The following is a 15,731-nucleotide window of genomic DNA, read 5'->3' on the forward strand; positions in this document are numbered from 1 at the left end:
CACACTGAGCTGTTAATGAGTAGAGTAGGAACTTCTAATGAGTAGCATTGAAGAACGCGTTAAGAAAATCGTTTGTGAACAACTAGGCGTTAAAGAAGAAGATGTTGTTGCTTCAGCATCTTTTGTTGATGACCTAGGTGCAGATTCCCTAGATACAGTAGAGCTAGTAATGGCTCTTGAAGAGGAATTTGATACTGAAATTCCTGATGAAGAAGCTGAAAAAATCACTACCGTACAAGCAGCGAACGACTACATCAACGCTAACTTGTAAGATATTGGTGAACTGAGTTTTCCGAAAAGCCGCTTGTATTCGTTACAGCGGCTTTTCTTATTAATAGCTCTTAAAGAATTGAGGGCGAATTGCTGGAGAAATCTTATGTCTCGTCGTCGGGTTGTAGTCACAGGAATGGGAATGGTGACACCCCTTGGCAATAATGTGAAAGATACGTGGGATAGCATCTTGGAAGGAAAAAGTGGTGTATCTGAGATCACTTCTTTTGACGCCAGTCTGTTTTCCACCCGTTTTGCAGCGCAAGTAAATGGCTTTGATGCGACTCAATATATGAGCGTTAAAGAGGCTCGCAAAATGGATCTTTTCATTCAATATGGTATCGCAGCCGCAGTGCAAGCTTTGGAAGATGCCAATCTTAATGCCGATACAGCGGATTTAAGCCGTGTTGGTTGCGCGATAGGTTCTGGTATTGGTGGTTTGCCAATGATTGAAAAGAACCTTGAGCTGTTGAATGAGTCAGGCCCAAAACGTATTTCTCCTTTTTTTGTTCCAGGCGCGATTATTAATATGATTTCAGGTCATGTTGCGATTCGTTTTGGTTTTAAAGGCCCTAATATCTCTATTGTTACCGCGTGTACTACTGGTACGCATAATATTGGTATGGCAGGGCGTATGATCGCTTATGGTGATGCTGATGTGATGATTGCTGGCGGTGCTGAAATGGCTATTACTCCATTGGGTATCGGCGGTTTTGGAGCGGCTAGAGCATTGTCCACTCGTAACGATGATCATAAAACAGCAAGTCGTCCATGGGATAAAGACCGTGATGGTTTTGTGATGGGGGATGGTGCTGGTATTTTAGTACTAGAAGAATACGAACATGCTATTGCACGTGGTGCAAAAATTTATGCAGAGCTTGTGGGTTTTGGTATGAGTGACGATGCTTATCACATGACTGCTCCACCAGAGAGTGGTGAAGGAGCTGCGTCGGCTATGAGGGCTGCTCTGAACGATGCTCGTCTTACGCCTTTAGATATCGATTATATTAATGCTCATGGTACATCAACTCCTGCTGGTGATTTAGCAGAAACTAATGCGGTAAAAGCGTTAATGGGTGAAGATGCATCAGATGTCGCAATTAGCTCGACTAAGTCCATGATAGGGCATTTGCTTGGTGCCTCGGGAGCAGTTGAATCAATTTTTTCGATACTTGCTATTCGAGATCAAGTTGCTCCACCTACCATTAATTTAGATGAGCCGAGTGAAGGTTGTGATTTGAATTATGTTCCTGGAACACCACAAAAACGTAAAATAGACGTTGTTTTAAATAACTCGTTTGGTTTTGGTGGTACGAATGGAACATTAGTATTTAAGAAAATATTTTAAATACTAGGTGGGCAGATTATAATCTGCCCACCGTAGCTAGTTTTATTAATGGATTTGAGTTGGTGTGCCGCGTAATGCACTGATTTCTTTTGATATATCATAGCTCTTATTTTGACTGTCTAGCTCATATAAATGGTCTTCCAGCTGTTGATAAAGAGCAATTTCCTCATCACCTAGAAAATGCAGGCATTCGCCACCGACAAACCATAATAGCTCTCTCTTTATTAGAGGGACTAGATTTGCGTAGCATCGTATGAAGCGTGATAATACCTCTTGGGCATCGAAAGTATAATCATGGGTATTTTCCTGAATGTTTTTTATCAGGCTGTCCCACTTTTCTAAGAAGTCTAATTCTTCTTCTGCCAATTCCGGTTGATCAAAAGGTGCGTGTTCTGCGATGCGCTGACGTAAATCAGCAAAAGCGTCAAGTATGTATTGTGTGCGTGATTCCACGTAAAAACCTATTCAAGTTAGTAACTATTTAGTCGGCTACTGCCGTACGAGAACTTCAATTATGACATATGCAATCGAAATTAGTGACCTTAAAAAGCGCTATGACAGCGGCTTTGAGGCATTAAAAGGTATCGATTTAAAAGTTGAAAAAGGAGATTTCTTTGCGTTACTCGGCCCAAATGGAGCGGGCAAATCTACGACAATCGGTATTTTATGCTCGTTAGTGAATAAAACATCGGGCAATGTTTCCATTTTTGGTACAAATATTGATAAGGATTTTGCTAAAGCTAAAAAATATTTAGGTGTTGTACCTCAAGAGTTTAATTTTAACGTTTTTGAGACCGTCTTTAATGTGGTGGTAACTCAGGCGGGCTTTTATGGAATTAGTCGCTCTGTAGCAGAGGAGCGAGCGGAAAAATATTTGAAGCAGTTGGATCTTTGGGATAAAAGAAACGATCAATCGCGAATGCTATCTGGAGGTATGAAACGTCGTTTAATGATAGCCAGAGCATTAATTCATGAGCCTGAAGTGCTTATTTTGGATGAGCCAACCGCCGGTGTCGATATTGAGCTTCGCCGTTCTATGTGGGAGTTTATCAAAAAACTAAATGAGCAAGGAACGACAATTATCTTAACCACACATTATCTGGAAGAAGCAGAACAGTTGTGCCGCAACATTGCCATTATTAATGCGGGTCAAATTGTTGAAAATACCAGTGTGAAGGCTTTGTTGAAAACACTTAATCAAGAAACCTTTATTTTGGATTTAGATACTAGTCTGCCTAATGACTGGGCTTTACCTGGCTTCAGCGTGTTAGTCAGTAAAGACGCGAGTACGATCGAAGTTGAAGTTATTAAAGGGCAGTCTATCAATGCCATCTTTCAAGCGCTTGATGCGATCTCCGTCAACGTTGTGAGTATGCGTAACAAGTCTAATCGACTCGAAGAGCTCTTCGTTAAATTAATTAAAGGCTAGATAGATGAAAAATTCGGAAATTTGGGTCGCATTTTATACGATTTTGGTAAGAGAAATTCGTCGTTTTACTCGTATTTGGCCACAAACATTATTGCCACCAGCAATCACGATGACATTGTATTTTGCTATTTTCGGCAACTTAATCGGCGATCGAATTGGTGAAATGGGTGGCTTTAGTTATATGCAATACATTGTGCCAGGCTTGATCATGATGTCTGTCATCACAAACTCATATTCCAACGTGTCTTCGTCGTTCTTTTCTGCGAAGTTTCAACATAGTGTGCAAGAGTTGTTGGTCTCTCCTACACCAAACTGGGTGATTCTAATGGGGTACACGCTTGGCGGTGTGGCTCGTGGTTTGTGTGTTGGTTTGATTGTTACTGTGTTGTCGCTGTTTTTTACTCATTTGGCGTTAGAAAGCTTATTCCTAACGATTCTTGTGGTGTGTTTGACGGCAATTATGTTTTCTCTAGGCGGTTTTGTTAACGCTATTTACGCTAGAAGTTTTGATGATGTATCTATTGTTCCGACTTTTATTTTAACGCCGCTCACTTACTTAGGTGGAGTGTTTTATTCTATCGATTTGCTGCCTGATTTCTGGCAATCCGTTTCGCTATTAAACCCAGTTCTTTATATGGTTAATGCGTTTCGTTACGGCATTTTGGGTGTTTCTGATATTAACGTATATTGGGCACTTGTTATTGTTTGCGTATTTATTGTGGTGTTGTTTGGATTCGGTCTGCGTTTGCTCAATCAGGGCAAAGGTATTAGAAGTTGAGGTAGTGTTATATGGGCTTTTTACCCTTAGGTCAGCAAACAGAATATGTTTCTGAGTACGATGCAGGGTTGCTTTACCCCATTGCAAGAGTTGATAAATGGACTGAGATGGCTATCGAGTCTGAGCGACTGCCGTTTTTTGGTGAAGATGTTTGGAATGCTTATGAACTGTCATGGTTAAACTTGAAAGGAAAGCCAATTGTTGCCTTGGCTGAATTTCGTTTACCTTGTGATTCGCCAAATATTATTGAATCAAAATCGTTTAAATTGTATTTGAATTCATTGAATCAAATGCGGTATGACTCAGCTGAAGAAGTCCAAGCCATTCTTGAGAAAGATCTTTCGCGGGCCGCTGGTGCTGAAGTGACGGTTATTATTCGCGATGTTGATTCAATGGCATCGTTGGTAGTATTAACGCCTGATTATTGCATCGATGAACTGGATGTTGATGTATCAGAATACCATCCAAATGCAGGCTTATTAGAGACTGATGAGACAATGGGGGTGGTTGAAGAGCGATTGGTTAGCCATCTTTTAAAATCAAATTGCCCTGTGACCAATCAACCAGATTGGGGTTCGGTTTTTATTGATTATAAAGGCCCTAAGATTCACCACGAAAGCTTGTTGAAGTATGTTATTTCATTCCGTGAGCATACCGACTTTCATGAGCAATGCGTTGAGCGAATTTTTATTGATATCATGCGTCAGTGTAAGCCGGAGAGTTTAACTGTCTATGCTCGTTATGTAAGGCGCGGAGGATTGGATATCAATCCATATCGTTCAACAGCACCATTAGTGTTGGGGAATGATCGTTTAACGCGACAGTAGTTTTTACTTAGCTTTAAAATTCAAACCGCATAATATTAAAATTATGCGGTTTTTTTTCGGAAATTTATTTTTTAAGGCAACTTAAAGATACAGCCACCAGAGCAAGCTAACAATACAAAGTGACATGGGTAAAGAAATAAGAATCATGAGGGCAATTTCATCTACTGGCCCCTTAAACTTGCTTGCTAGCATATAACTAATAACTGCCACAGGCATGGCACTGAGTACAATTAATACAGAGCCTTCCAGGCGGCTAAGTGGAAAAAAGTAGACAACCAAACATGCACAAAGAACGCCTACCACTGGGCGAAATAGTGATAAGAGAGAAGCGCGACCGATTTTGCTGCTTTCTTTTACAGATAGACCACTAATGGATCTACCTAGTAGCATTAGCATAATAGGCAATGTTATATGGCTGAGCATGTTCAGTGTATTCATCAAAGGCGTGGGTAAGCTAATATTAAAACTTAGGAAAAGCGCACCAATCACTAAGGCAATAACGGGGCCATTTTTTAACAGCTGCTTAGGTTGATAGGTGCCAGACATAAAACCAACGCCCAAGGTAAAATGACTAATTTGTACCACTGATGAAATTACCACGGCGATAGCCATACCTTCGGCACCAAATAATGCGTAGGCAACAGGGATACCAAGATTACCCGTATTAGGATTGACTAAAGGTGGCAGATAAAAGCGTGTAGGCAACTTGAGTGCTTTTAGAAAAACAAATGACATGAGCGACACCAAAACTAATACTAGAGCTGTCGCTGCGATAATTTTGAGCATGCTGAAAACTTGCATCTGCATCGATAAAACAGAATAAAGTAGCAAGGCAGGCAAGCCTAAGTTTGAAACCAGTGCGGCCAGTGATGGGTTTTCTAGATAGTCTGTCTTTTTACCAAGAAAGAAGCCCAAGCAAATCATCAATAAGATTGGTGTCAGTGAGTTAGTTAATGCCGAGAGCATAGAAATCCTTAGTGAGACATTTTTATCTATGAGAGATTTTTGCACAAAGGATAGGTAAGTGCAGTCGTCGTGCAAAAGTCTCTATGAGAATTAATCAGCCTTAATATTAAAGGCTTTCACAAGGTAGTGCACCAAGGCTTTTACCCTAAGGCTGATATTTCTTGATTGAGGATAAAGTAAAGTGACATCAGAGTTAGGCAATTGCCAGTCTGGCAGTAGCACTATCAGTCGACCCGATTGAATGTCTTGCTTTACATAATAGGAAGGTTGTCTAGAGATGCCTGTTCCTTCCAGGGTTGCCAACTTTACGACATGTCCGTTGGAGCATTTTAGTTTACCTAGCACTGGAAGCTCATACTTCTCTTTGCTGCTAATGTGTGTGAACGACCATCTTTTTACTGAGCCGTTGATTAGCGTGTGATCAAGCAAATCTTTCGGACTATTTAGTTTCGGCATGCTATCAAAATAAGTAGGGCTAGCAACTAAGTAGTTGGTATAACTTGTTAGTTTTCGTCCAATTAAATTTGAATTAGAAAGTGTGCCCATTCTGACCACAAGATCGTATTGCGATTCAATCAAATCTTCCCTCGTGCTCGAAAAGCTAAGTTCTATTTCTACTTTAGGGTTTTCATTCATAAATCGAATCAAAATCGGTGCAAGTATCTCTTCGCCAAATAAACCGCCAACGGAATTGATTCTGATTTGACCTCCAATGCTTGAATGAGCGTTTTGAGCTGACAGCACTGCATCCTCTAGTTGATTCACTCCTTGTCGTGCAAGTTGATAAAAAGTTTCTCCAGCCGGAGACAAAGAAAGAGAGCGGGTCGATCGATAGAGTAACTGGACACCTAAATCTTTTTCTAAACGGCTGATGATTTGTGAGACTCTAGCGCGAGAAATATTGAGCTGCTCAGCGGCTTTTGAAAAACTGTGCACTTCAACTACTGCTAAAAATTCTCTTATGCCTTCTGGAAAAGAAGTACTCATATTGTTAAGCCTTGTTAAACAATAAATTCAATATATCGATAATTATAAACGGTTAAAACCCTCGTATAGTAGTGTCATTAATCATTAATTCGTTTATGGGAGCGTGTATGAAAACCAGAACATTAGGGAAAACAGGATTTGAGGTGTCGGAAATTGGCTTGGGTTGCTGGCAGCTTGGTAATGATTTTGGCCCGGTGGAAGATAACGAAGCGATAGCAATACTGCAAACAGCAGTGGATGAAGGCATTCGCTTCTTTGATACGGCGGATGTTTACGGTGGTGGTCTAAGTGAACAGCGAATAGGGCAATGGCGTAAGTCGTTGAAAAAATCACCTGTTATAGCGACCAAAGTAGGTAGGAACGCTGAGCTTTATCCTAATGGTTACAGTAAAGCGGCAGTGAAGAAAAGTTTGCAGGCTTCCGCTCAGCGTTTAGGTGTTGAAATAATCGATCTTGCTCAATTGCACTGTGTTCCTCGTGATGTGTTGTTTTCAGGTGATATATTGGCTTGGATGGAAGACCTAAAAACAGAAGGTGTCATTAAACATTTTGGTGCCAGTGTGGAAATGTTGGATGAAGCGATGTTTTGTTGTGGTCATACGGAGTTAGCCAGCTTACAGATATTGTTCAATGTATTTCGTCAGGATGCGGCAGAATCACTATTGCCGCTAGCTGAAAAAAATGGTGTGGGTGTCATTGTGCGCTTGCCATTAGCAAGTGGTTTGCTGTCAGGAAAGATGAGTCTTAATCACGCCTTTAGTGAGCGGGATCATCGTTCATATAATAAAGATGGCGCTGCATTTCATGTTGGAGAAACCTTTAATGGTATACCCTTTGAAAAAGGTATTGAGTTAGTTGAAGCGTTAAAGGGAAAGATGCCAGAAGGGCATAATATATTGGATGTATCTTTACGCTGGATTTTAGATCAGCCTCAAGTATCAAGTATTATTGCTGGCGCTAGTCGATCTTCCCAAGTGGTACGCAATGCGGCCGTATCGTCTCTGCCGCCTTTGAGTAAAGAGTTGCACGCGTTATTAGCGGAATTTTATCGGGAAGAGGTTAGAGAGCATATTCGCGGTGGTATTTGAATTTGAGTGACTAAATGAAAAAATGGCGCGGAAATTATCGCGCCATTTTTTGTTCTGTTTATTTCAAGATTTGCTCAGCGTGGGCTTTGGTTTTGACCTTGCTGATAATGTCTGAAATAACACCATTTTCATCAATGATAAAAGTCGTTCTTACCGTGCCCATTGATTCACGGCCCATAAATTTCTTTAGTTGCCAAGTGCCATACAATTCATGCACTTCTTTCTCTGTATCTGCGATCAGTGGAAAAGGTAGATCATATTTGGCGATAAAGTTTTGGTGCTTTTTCTCTGTGTCGGTGCTGATCCCAAGAATTACAAAACCTTGATCTAATAGTGCTTGGTAGTTATCACGTAAGTCACAAGCTTGAGCTGTACATCCAGGAGTGGAATCCCTAGGGTAAAAATACAAAACGACTTTTTTGCCTTTAAATTGGCTTAGTGTAATGGTGTCGCCGTTCTGATCTTTGGCGTTAAAGTTTGGTGCAATTTGTCCGATTTCGATTGTCATAAAGTTTCTCTACAGTTCAACGAAATATTTAAAGAAAAATAGTTTGCCTATTATTAGTATTTGTTTAGCAGTCGTTAGCTTAACAAGACATCAGTTAAAAATCCTCCCGAATGGCGTTTCTTGTTAATTTACTCCGGCTTTACGTCTGTCAATTATTGTTAAACAAGAGTCTGGACGTTACTATAGGCGCGCTTATAATTTTATCGGAGACTCGAAATGATCACAGGTAGTTTAGTTGCGCTTATCACACCTATGTCACCAGATGGCGCTGTAGATACTAAAAAATTAGATGATCTAATAGAGTTTCATATTAACGAGGGTACTCACGGGATCGTAGCCGTAGGAACCACAGGTGAATCTTCCACTCTTACACCAGTAGAACATGCTAATGTGATTCGTCAGGTTGTTAATACGGTTAATGGTCGTGTTCCTGTTATTGCAGGCACTGGTGCAAACGCAACACATGAAGCCATCGACCTTACTCGTAGTGCTAAAGAAGCTGGCGCAGATGCCTGCTTACTTGTGACTCCTTATTACAACAAACCAACTCAAGAAGGTTTGTATCAGCATTTTAAAGCGATAGCAGATGCAGTTGATATCCCTCAAATTCTATACAACGTACCGGGTCGAACTGCGTGCGATATGCAAAATGATACTGTGGTGCGTCTAGCTTCGGTTAAGAATATTGTTGGTATAAAAGACGCTACTGGTAATCTAGAGCGCGGTGAGGCATTGATTAAAGCCTTACCAGAAAGCTTTGCCGTATACTCTGGAGATGATCCAACGGCAGTTTCATTGATGCTTTTGGGTGGTAAAGGAAATATTTCCGTTACGGCAAATGTAGCGCCTAAAGCCGTTGCCCAAGCAGCTGAATCAGCATTAGCTGGAAAAGCGGATCAAGCACATTCAATTGATACAACGATTTCTTCGCTTCATAAAAATTTATTTTTAGAGTCTAATCCTATCCCTGTCAAATGGGCTTGTAGTCAACTAGGACTATGCGAAGAAGGAATTCGATTGCCGCTCACACCTCTTTCTGAACAGCATCATTCAGCCGTTCGACAAGCCATGATAGAAGCTGGAGTTTTATTAGTATGAATAAGTTTACCTTACAGTTGGTGAGCGCAAGCTCGTTGACTATTTTGTTGTCTGGGTGCAGTGTTTTTTTCACGGATCATTCAGATGATTATCAAGAAGAAAAACCAGTTACTTCAACACTGGATATGCCGGCTGGATCTATGCCAGCAAGCGATGTTTTAGTTATCCCTAATGAAAAAAACATTGCTAACCTAGAAGGGAAGACTGCGTATACTACGCCTAGGGCTCCATTTGTATTTTATCCAATGGTTGCTGTTGGTACTGAAGAGCAAGATGATGCTATTGAGTTCACTGTCCCTGCTGATATTGCTCAAACGAAACGTATTGTTACAGATTTTCTTACCGCACTTCATGGCGATGGGGCATCGATTGCTTCACAAAGCGATGATCAGATAATAAGTGTGCCATTTGATTTTCATCCGCAAGGTTGGTGGGCATCATTATGGAGCGATATTACTCGTATTCATCCAGCTCAAACTGCATTCTCTTTTCGCTTCAATGAACAAGAAGAAGGTAAAACATTGGTTACAGTACAATTTCGTGATGAGCAGCAAGATGTCGGCCCAGGAAATTGGATGAGTCCAGTTCAAAATGATGACGCTTATTCTGTCGCTGTACGTTTATGGGGGACAGTGGGACGTCAGCTGAATCAATCATCTGCATATCTTTCTAATCGTGGTGATGCGGCATCTTTTCCTATTTGGGTAGATCATCATGGAATATTTGCAATTCATCTAGGTGATAAGGTTTCACCTTCTGATGTTGAAGCTAAATTGAACGCAGCAGGTATTTATCTTATACCTGGATCAAACCAATTACTTGCGCCAGTTCCGCCAGAAGACGTAGCTCGTGTTGGTGACGTTGTAGATCTAACGTTGCCATTAGTAGATAGTGATAAAATAAAATCACTTAAAACTATTCGCCGAAACTTGGATGATGTTAGCTGGGAAGAGCGTGAATATTCCTACAAAATAACTCATCAAAAAGCAGGTGACTTTTTAGTTATTGATGTTTCCTCTATGGACTTACCTGAAGTGGTTTCGTATCACTTGGCGCAACGTTTTGTAAATTAAATTTAATTAGATTAACCCCTCACAAAAGAAAACCGGAGACCCTCCAATGGAAAAACGACAAGAGCTATATGCAGGTAAGGCAAAATCTGTATTTCGTACAGATGATCCTGACAAAATGGTTCTAGTGTTTCGTGATGACACCTCTGCATTTGACGGTAAAAGAATTGAACAGCTTGACCGTAAGGGTATGGTGAACAATAAGTTTAATGCATTCATCATGACAAAATTACAGGAAGCAGGCATTCCAACACATTTTGAAAAGCTTTTAAGCGATACAGAATCACTGGTTAAATGTCTTGATATGATACCTGTTGAGTGTGTCGTTCGAAATGTTGCTGCTGGTAGTCTATGCCGACGTTTAGGTGTTGAAGAGGGTATTACTCTTACCCCACCAACGTTTGAATTGTTTTTAAAGAACGATGCATTAGGTGATCCAATGATCAACGAATCTCATGTTGAATCATTCGGTTGGGCAAAAACATCTGACCTAGCTAAAGCAAAAGAGCTTACATTCAAGGTGAATGATGTATTAAAAGCGATTTTTGCAGAAGGCGGCATGATTCTAGTTGATTACAAATTGGAATTTGGCCTATATAAGGGTGAGGTTTTATTGGGCGATGAGTTTTCTCCTGATGGCTGCCGTTTATGGGATGCTAAAACCAAAGAAAAATTAGATAAAGATCGTTTCCGCCAAGGCTTGGGTGGCGTGATCGAAGCTTACGAAGATGTAGGTCGTCGTATAGGTATCGATTTCGACGCATAAGCGGATTGGTAACTTAGTCCAAAATAGAGGAGCTTTGCTCCTCTATTTTTACCACGCAAGCTTGTCATACAAGGACATACATTGATTAACTTCCTTCCTTTTGCTATCGGTCTGCGTTATGCCCGAGCAAAACGCTCCAATCACTTCATTTCCTTTATTAGCTTTTCTTCTATTGCCGGTCTTGCACTCGGTGTGATGGTTCTTATTACTGTTTTGTCTGTAATGAATGGCTTTGACCGTGAATTACGTCAACGGATATTAGGTATGGTTCCTCATGCGACTTTGTGGGGAGATCCAGTGCTCAATGATTGGCGTGATACAGCAAAGCTGGTTGCTAAAATGCCTGATGTTGTTGGCGTTGCTCCACATATCCAAGCGCAAGTCATGTTTCAGTCTGGCGAAAGTGTTCATGGAGCTATTTTAAATGGCATAAACCCAGACATGGAGAAAAAAGTCTCAATCATTGGCGACAATATTGCGTCTGGTTCTTTAGATGCCCTCAAGGATACTAGCTTTGGGATCGTCCTCGGTGCTCAATTAGCCAAGATGCTAAGAGTCGATATAGGCGATAAAGTAACGGCTATATTACCTAAAGCTAATGTGTCTATTGCGGGTGTTGCGCCTGTTCTCAAGCGATTTACTGTGGTGGGAACCTTTGAAGTTGGGGCCGAGTTAGATAGCAGTCTTGCTTACATCAATATTACAGATGCGGCTAAGTTAAAGCGCTATAAAGCTGACGATGTGGAAGCGCTGCGAATTTCATTCGATGATTTATTTGTGGCTCCTTCACGCATTTGGGATATCGCCCGAGCTGTGCCAGGGCAAAATAGAGTGAGCGACTGGACTCGTACTCATGGCAGTCTTTTTCAAGCGATAAAGATGGAAAAAACCATGATTGGTTTATTGCTGTTGTTAATTGTCGCCGTGGCTGCTTTTAATATCGTTTCGACCTTGGTAATGGTGGTAACAGATAAACGTAACGATATCGCTATTCTTAGAACAATGGGTTTAACCTCGAGTCAGGTTATGTGGATATTTGTTGTTCAAGGGATGTTTATCGGTATGCTTGGGACGCTTATTGGTGTCGTCTTGGGTGTAACCTTAGCGCTCAATGTGAGTGAAATTATTGCTGCTCTACAGACATTATTAAATGTCCAGTTTTTAAGTGCGGACGTCTATTTTATTAACTACTTGCCTTCAGAGCTTCAATGGCCTGATGTGAAGCTAATTGTTATATCTGCATTTATTATGACGGTAGCGGCAACTATTTACCCGGCTTGGCGAGCTTCGAAAGTAGAACCTGCGGAGGCACTGCGTTATGAATAACAGTATCGTTTTAGAATGTCGTGAACTTTCTAAGCAATATCAAGACGGTAAGCAGGTGGTCGACGTTTTTCGCTCTATCGATCTAACCTTAAGTAAAGGTGAAGCTTGTGCCATTGTTGGTTCATCGGGCTCAGGTAAAACGACATTACTGAACCTTTTGGCTGGTCTGGATTTAGCTACAACAGGTGATGTTAGTTTGGCGGGTGTGTCTTGGTCTAGCATGAAGGACTCAAAGCGGGCTAAGATGCGAAATAAAGAAATGGGGTTCGTGTATCAATTTCACCACCTATTGCCTGAGTTTACGGCGTTAGAAAATGTATTGATGCCAATGTGGATTGCTGGCATGGATAAAAAAGAAGCCAAACAGCGTGGAGAGGAGCTTTTGGGTCAGGTTGGTCTAAAAGATCGTTTTAATCATAAGCCTTCTCAATTGTCCGGCGGAGAGCGGCAGCGTGTTGCGATTGCTCGTGCCTTGGCAAATCGACCTGCTTGTGTATTGATGGACGAGCCAACGGGTAATCTAGATGAAACTACCTCTCTAGAAATTCAAAACCTTATTAATACACTTAAAACTACTTACGATATGGCGTTTCTTGTGGTTACTCATGATGAGAAAATGTTGAGCTGGATGGATTGCGCTTATCGTTTATCGCAAGGAGCTTTGCATCCGCTAAAGCAAACTAATGTTTAGTTGAGTTAAGTTTTTTGAGTCATAAAAAAGCCAAGATTTAAAAATCTTGGCTTTTTTTGTTTTTACTAAAATGAATTATTTGTTGTTTCTAAGTTTGCGCTCTTTCCAGCGTTTGATGACATGAAGACGCCATAATATGGTGATTGCGGCATAGCTGATCGCACCAACAATCAAACCTGATACAATTGATCCAACATAAAGCGGCATCCAAATATGTTCCATTTTATCCCAGATCCATTCAACGGAGAGTTGAAAGTTTTTTTCGTCATGGGAACCTAAAATTAACGTACCGACCTTGTAGTTGAAATAAAACACAAAGGGCATAGTTAGGGGGTTGGTAATCCATACGAGAGCAATTGACAAAGGAATATTTGCTCGCAGCGGTACCGCAAGTAAGGCCGATGCAAGCATTTGAAATGGCATCGGAATAAAGGCCCAAAATAAGCCGTTAAAGAAAGCTCTTGCTACAGATTTACGATTTAAATGCCATAAGTTGGCTTCATAAATTTGAGCACCTAAAAGGCCCAAGGCTTTACTTTGCTTTAACTTTTCTGGATTAGGTATGAATTTTTTAAGATAATTCTTCGGCATAATCAGGTAAAAAATAATTTAGCGATCTAAGACAAGGAGGTCTTATGTTACTAAGTAGTTTGTCCATATTGATGGGCGCCATACTGGTGCCGAGCGATTATTTGTGGGTGTATTCTACTCATATCATTCTAGTGTGTCTCTACTTAATATGGTCAAAGCGTTTAATAGTTTTGTTTTTGACACTTCTCTCCTTTATTTCGATCATTTCTAGTGAACTTCTACCTGCACCATCTTTGCTTTTACAGGCTGGTAGCGTGGTGTTTGTTGATTTTGAAAGGAAAAGTTTAATCGTCAACCAGGATCAATCTTCAAATGAATGGGATTTGTCTGAAATAGGTCCGGTCAGTATTGTGTATTTCTCTGGAAAAGGCCAAAGACAAAGACAAGATAATTTTTATCTGACAGGGTCTGGTAAGGCTTCCATTCACGAATCTCGTTCGAATTTATCATATCGAGGCGAGCTAAAAAGTATCTTGTTACCAGATAAAAATGGGCCGTGGTGGCAAAAGCAGCTCTATGTAAAAAGACAAGTTGCCCAGCTAACTATTCAATTTTCTGATAAGGATCTTTCTAGTATTGACCAGGTTCATTTCTCTTTCCGTGATGAGCTGCTCACTAAGCTTGATATGATGTTTGGGGCATTCAATTCTTGGCGCTTCTCCAAAGCCTTGCTGTTAGGGCAGAATGATTTATGGAGTGAACGAGATACTTGGGTAATTCGTACGCTTGGCTTGGCTCATCTATTTGTCGTTTCGGGGTTACATACTGGTTTTATGTTCGCTATCGGATGCTTGGTGAGTAGAGCTGTTTGGAGGTTGTTACCCAATCAAATAATGCTTTCTGGTCTAACTCGCTGGCATTGTGATGCAATAATTGTCATGCCCTTGTTACTTGCTTATGCTTATATAACAAACTGGGGAGAGCCTGTGGTAAGAGCATCGATTATGCTCAGTGTTTATTTGTGCTCTCGCATGTTGACTCTGAAAGTCTCACCATATGGCATCATTACTTTTGCCTTGTGGCTAGTGCTACTTATTAACCCTAGAGCAGTACTTAGCCCAGGATTGTGGCTGTCTTTTAGTATGGTGTACTTGCTAATTGGCTACTGCCAAACGTCAGCAAAATTGTCACGATTACTCATGGTGCAAGTCATGCTTAGTACCGCCTCAATGGTGTTGATATTAGGGTGGCAAGAAGCTATATCCAGTGCCTCTATTCTAGTTAATGTTTTACTGATTCCTTTCGCGGCTTTTTTATGGTTTCCATGGGGAGTGTTATCTTCCTTTGAGGCATCGGTTATTGGGTCGACGTATAGTTATGAGTTATTAGATAGATTGCTCTATTACGTAATGACACCTGTGGATTGGACCGCTTTTGAATTGCCCTTATTATTTTTTGAGCAATTTACTTCAAGTGTTCCGAGATTAATCATGTTGCTGCTGATAGGCTATTGGGTTTATCAGAGCCCTTTAAATCGGGGGCTTGTTTGTGCACTTGGTATTTGGTGTGTTTTATTTTCTTCGATGTTATTTAATGGCTCAAATGCTGACATTACTCTGAAAAATAAAGAAAATAGCCTAATTATTTTAGAGCAAAATGAATTATTGTTAGCTGACTCTTGGGCTGGTGCTGATCCTTCAAGACTGGTGTTTGGTTCTTATTTGAAATCGGAACGACAGAATGCTTACATTTTATCGCCTAGAGCAGTGAAGGATCTCACTCCTCAAATGCTGCTAGATTACGGTATTGAGTGGGTAATACTAAAACGAAAGGAATCAGAGCAAACACTGGCGATGCTGGATGCATTAAGTGTTGATTGGTTGGTGATTTCTGCTGACGAATCTTTGGCTTTTTATTTTCAAAGCAGCCGTGTTTCAATACGCCATTCTTCCTGTATCTATTCATTTTTTCTCTTAAAATCTGACACTTGCAAACGTGTAGAAAAGTTAGAGAGTGTGTTAAATTACGTGCAAACTTAAATTGGAGAG

At 40.7% G+C, this 15,731-nt stretch carries 17 protein-coding genes; 12 read left to right on the forward strand and 5 right to left on the reverse strand.

The window, feature by feature from the left end; all coding sequences use genetic code 11:
* Positions 1 to 37 precede the first annotated feature (37 nt).
* Both acpP and fabF read left to right on the forward strand, forming a co-directional pair.
* The gene (gene acpP / locus TY87_RS01765; RefSeq protein ID WP_012069834.1) at positions 38 to 271 is read left to right on the forward strand and encodes an acyl carrier protein; all 234 of its coding nucleotides are present in this window, start codon (positions 38 to 40) and stop codon (positions 269 to 271) included.
* Between the two features lie 105 nt (positions 272 to 376).
* On the forward strand, positions 377 to 1,618 hold the full coding sequence (fabF, locus tag TY87_RS01770) for a beta-ketoacyl-ACP synthase II (protein ID WP_100185772.1): 1,242 nt from the start codon (positions 377 to 379) through the stop codon (positions 1,616 to 1,618).
* Positions 1,619 to 1,663: 45 nt separating this feature from the next.
* On the opposite strand, the gene TY87_RS01775 is transcribed toward fabF, so the two are convergent.
* On the reverse strand, positions 1,664 to 2,071 hold the full coding sequence (locus TY87_RS01775) for a PA2817 family protein (protein WP_100185773.1): 408 nt from the start codon (positions 2,069 to 2,071) through the stop codon (positions 1,664 to 1,666).
* A 61-nt stretch (positions 2,072 to 2,132) separates the two neighbouring features.
* On the opposite strand from TY87_RS01775, the gene TY87_RS01780 reads away from it, so the two are divergent.
* Genes TY87_RS01780 through queF form a run of 3 tightly spaced genes read left to right on the forward strand, consistent with a single transcriptional unit; the run spans position 2,133 to position 4,652 of the window.
* Positions 2,133 to 3,047 carry an ABC transporter ATP-binding protein gene (locus TY87_RS01780; protein ID WP_100185774.1) on the forward strand — a complete coding sequence of 305 codons (915 nt, stop codon included), beginning with the start codon at positions 2,133 to 2,135 and terminating at the stop codon, positions 3,045 to 3,047.
* A 4-nt stretch (positions 3,048 to 3,051) separates the two neighbouring features.
* On the forward strand, positions 3,052 to 3,825 hold the full coding sequence (locus tag TY87_RS01785; RefSeq protein WP_012069838.1) for an ABC transporter permease: 774 nt from the start codon (positions 3,052 to 3,054) through the stop codon (positions 3,823 to 3,825).
* Between the two features lie 11 nt (positions 3,826 to 3,836).
* Complete coding sequence (gene queF / locus TY87_RS01790) at positions 3,837 to 4,652, forward strand: NADPH-dependent 7-cyano-7-deazaguanine reductase QueF (RefSeq protein WP_100185775.1); 816 nt, start codon at positions 3,837 to 3,839, stop codon at positions 4,650 to 4,652.
* Positions 4,653 to 4,733: 81 nt separating this feature from the next.
* On the opposite strand, the gene TY87_RS01795 is transcribed toward queF, so the two are convergent.
* Together TY87_RS01795 and TY87_RS01800 are read right to left on the reverse strand one after the other, a co-directional pair.
* Positions 4,734 to 5,618, reverse strand: a complete 885-nt coding sequence (locus TY87_RS01795) for an AEC family transporter (RefSeq protein ID WP_100185776.1) — start codon at positions 5,616 to 5,618, stop codon at positions 4,734 to 4,736.
* Positions 5,619 to 5,708: 90 nt separating this feature from the next.
* On the reverse strand, positions 5,709 to 6,605 hold the full coding sequence (locus tag TY87_RS01800; RefSeq protein ID WP_100185777.1) for a LysR family transcriptional regulator: 897 nt from the start codon (positions 6,603 to 6,605) through the stop codon (positions 5,709 to 5,711).
* Between the two features lie 107 nt (positions 6,606 to 6,712).
* Between TY87_RS01800 and TY87_RS01805 the strand changes: the two genes are divergently transcribed.
* The gene (locus TY87_RS01805) at positions 6,713 to 7,693 is read left to right on the forward strand and encodes an aldo/keto reductase (protein WP_100185778.1); all 981 of its coding nucleotides are present in this window, start codon (positions 6,713 to 6,715) and stop codon (positions 7,691 to 7,693) included.
* Between the two features lie 58 nt (positions 7,694 to 7,751).
* On the opposite strand, the gene bcp is transcribed toward TY87_RS01805, so the two are convergent.
* Positions 7,752 to 8,201, reverse strand: a complete 450-nt coding sequence (bcp, locus tag TY87_RS01810) for a thioredoxin-dependent thiol peroxidase (protein ID WP_100185779.1) — start codon at positions 8,199 to 8,201, stop codon at positions 7,752 to 7,754.
* Positions 8,202 to 8,417: 216 nt separating this feature from the next.
* Here bcp and dapA point away from each other — a divergent pair, with 216 nt between their 5' ends.
* The 5 genes from dapA to TY87_RS01835 all read left to right on the forward strand — a co-directional run bounded on the left by dapA (position 8,418) and on the right by TY87_RS01835 (position 13,152).
* Entirely contained in the window at positions 8,418 to 9,299 is an 882-nt protein-coding gene (gene dapA / locus TY87_RS01815; RefSeq protein ID WP_072839116.1) for a 4-hydroxy-tetrahydrodipicolinate synthase, read from the forward strand.
* Positions 9,296 to 10,372 (forward strand): hypothetical protein, encoded by a 1,077-nt coding sequence (locus tag TY87_RS01820; RefSeq protein WP_100185780.1) that lies wholly within the window; start codon positions 9,296 to 9,298, stop codon positions 10,370 to 10,372. The genes dapA and TY87_RS01820 overlap by 4 nt, the downstream gene beginning before the upstream one ends.
* A 46-nt stretch (positions 10,373 to 10,418) precedes the next feature.
* Positions 10,419 to 11,135: a phosphoribosylaminoimidazolesuccinocarboxamide synthase gene (gene purC, locus TY87_RS01825; RefSeq protein WP_072839114.1), complete on the forward strand. Its 717-nt coding sequence runs from the start codon at positions 10,419 to 10,421 to the stop codon at positions 11,133 to 11,135.
* Between the two features lie 81 nt (positions 11,136 to 11,216).
* On the forward strand, positions 11,217 to 12,461 hold the full coding sequence (locus TY87_RS01830) for a lipoprotein-releasing ABC transporter permease subunit (protein ID WP_100185781.1): 1,245 nt from the start codon (positions 11,217 to 11,219) through the stop codon (positions 12,459 to 12,461).
* Complete coding sequence (locus TY87_RS01835; RefSeq protein ID WP_100185782.1) at positions 12,454 to 13,152, forward strand: ABC transporter ATP-binding protein; 699 nt, start codon at positions 12,454 to 12,456, stop codon at positions 13,150 to 13,152. Before TY87_RS01830 ends, TY87_RS01835 begins: the two co-directional genes overlap by 8 nt.
* A gap of 75 nt (positions 13,153 to 13,227) precedes the next feature.
* Here the strand turns inward: TY87_RS01835 and TY87_RS01840 are convergent, their stop codons facing one another.
* A complete protein-coding gene (locus TY87_RS01840) occupies positions 13,228 to 13,743 on the reverse strand; it encodes a DUF2062 domain-containing protein (RefSeq protein ID WP_012069849.1) in 516 nt (171 codons plus the stop codon).
* 44 nt (positions 13,744 to 13,787) lie between these two features.
* Between TY87_RS01840 and TY87_RS01845 the strand changes: the two genes are divergently transcribed.
* The gene (locus tag TY87_RS01845) at positions 13,788 to 15,722 is read left to right on the forward strand and encodes a ComEC/Rec2 family competence protein (protein ID WP_100185784.1); all 1,935 of its coding nucleotides are present in this window, start codon (positions 13,788 to 13,790) and stop codon (positions 15,720 to 15,722) included.
* Positions 15,723 to 15,731 lie beyond the last annotated feature (9 nt).

Source organism: Marinomonas sp. BSi20584 (assembly GCF_002792415.1).
Classification (GTDB): Bacteria; Pseudomonadota; Gammaproteobacteria; order Pseudomonadales; family Marinomonadaceae; genus Marinomonas; species Marinomonas polaris.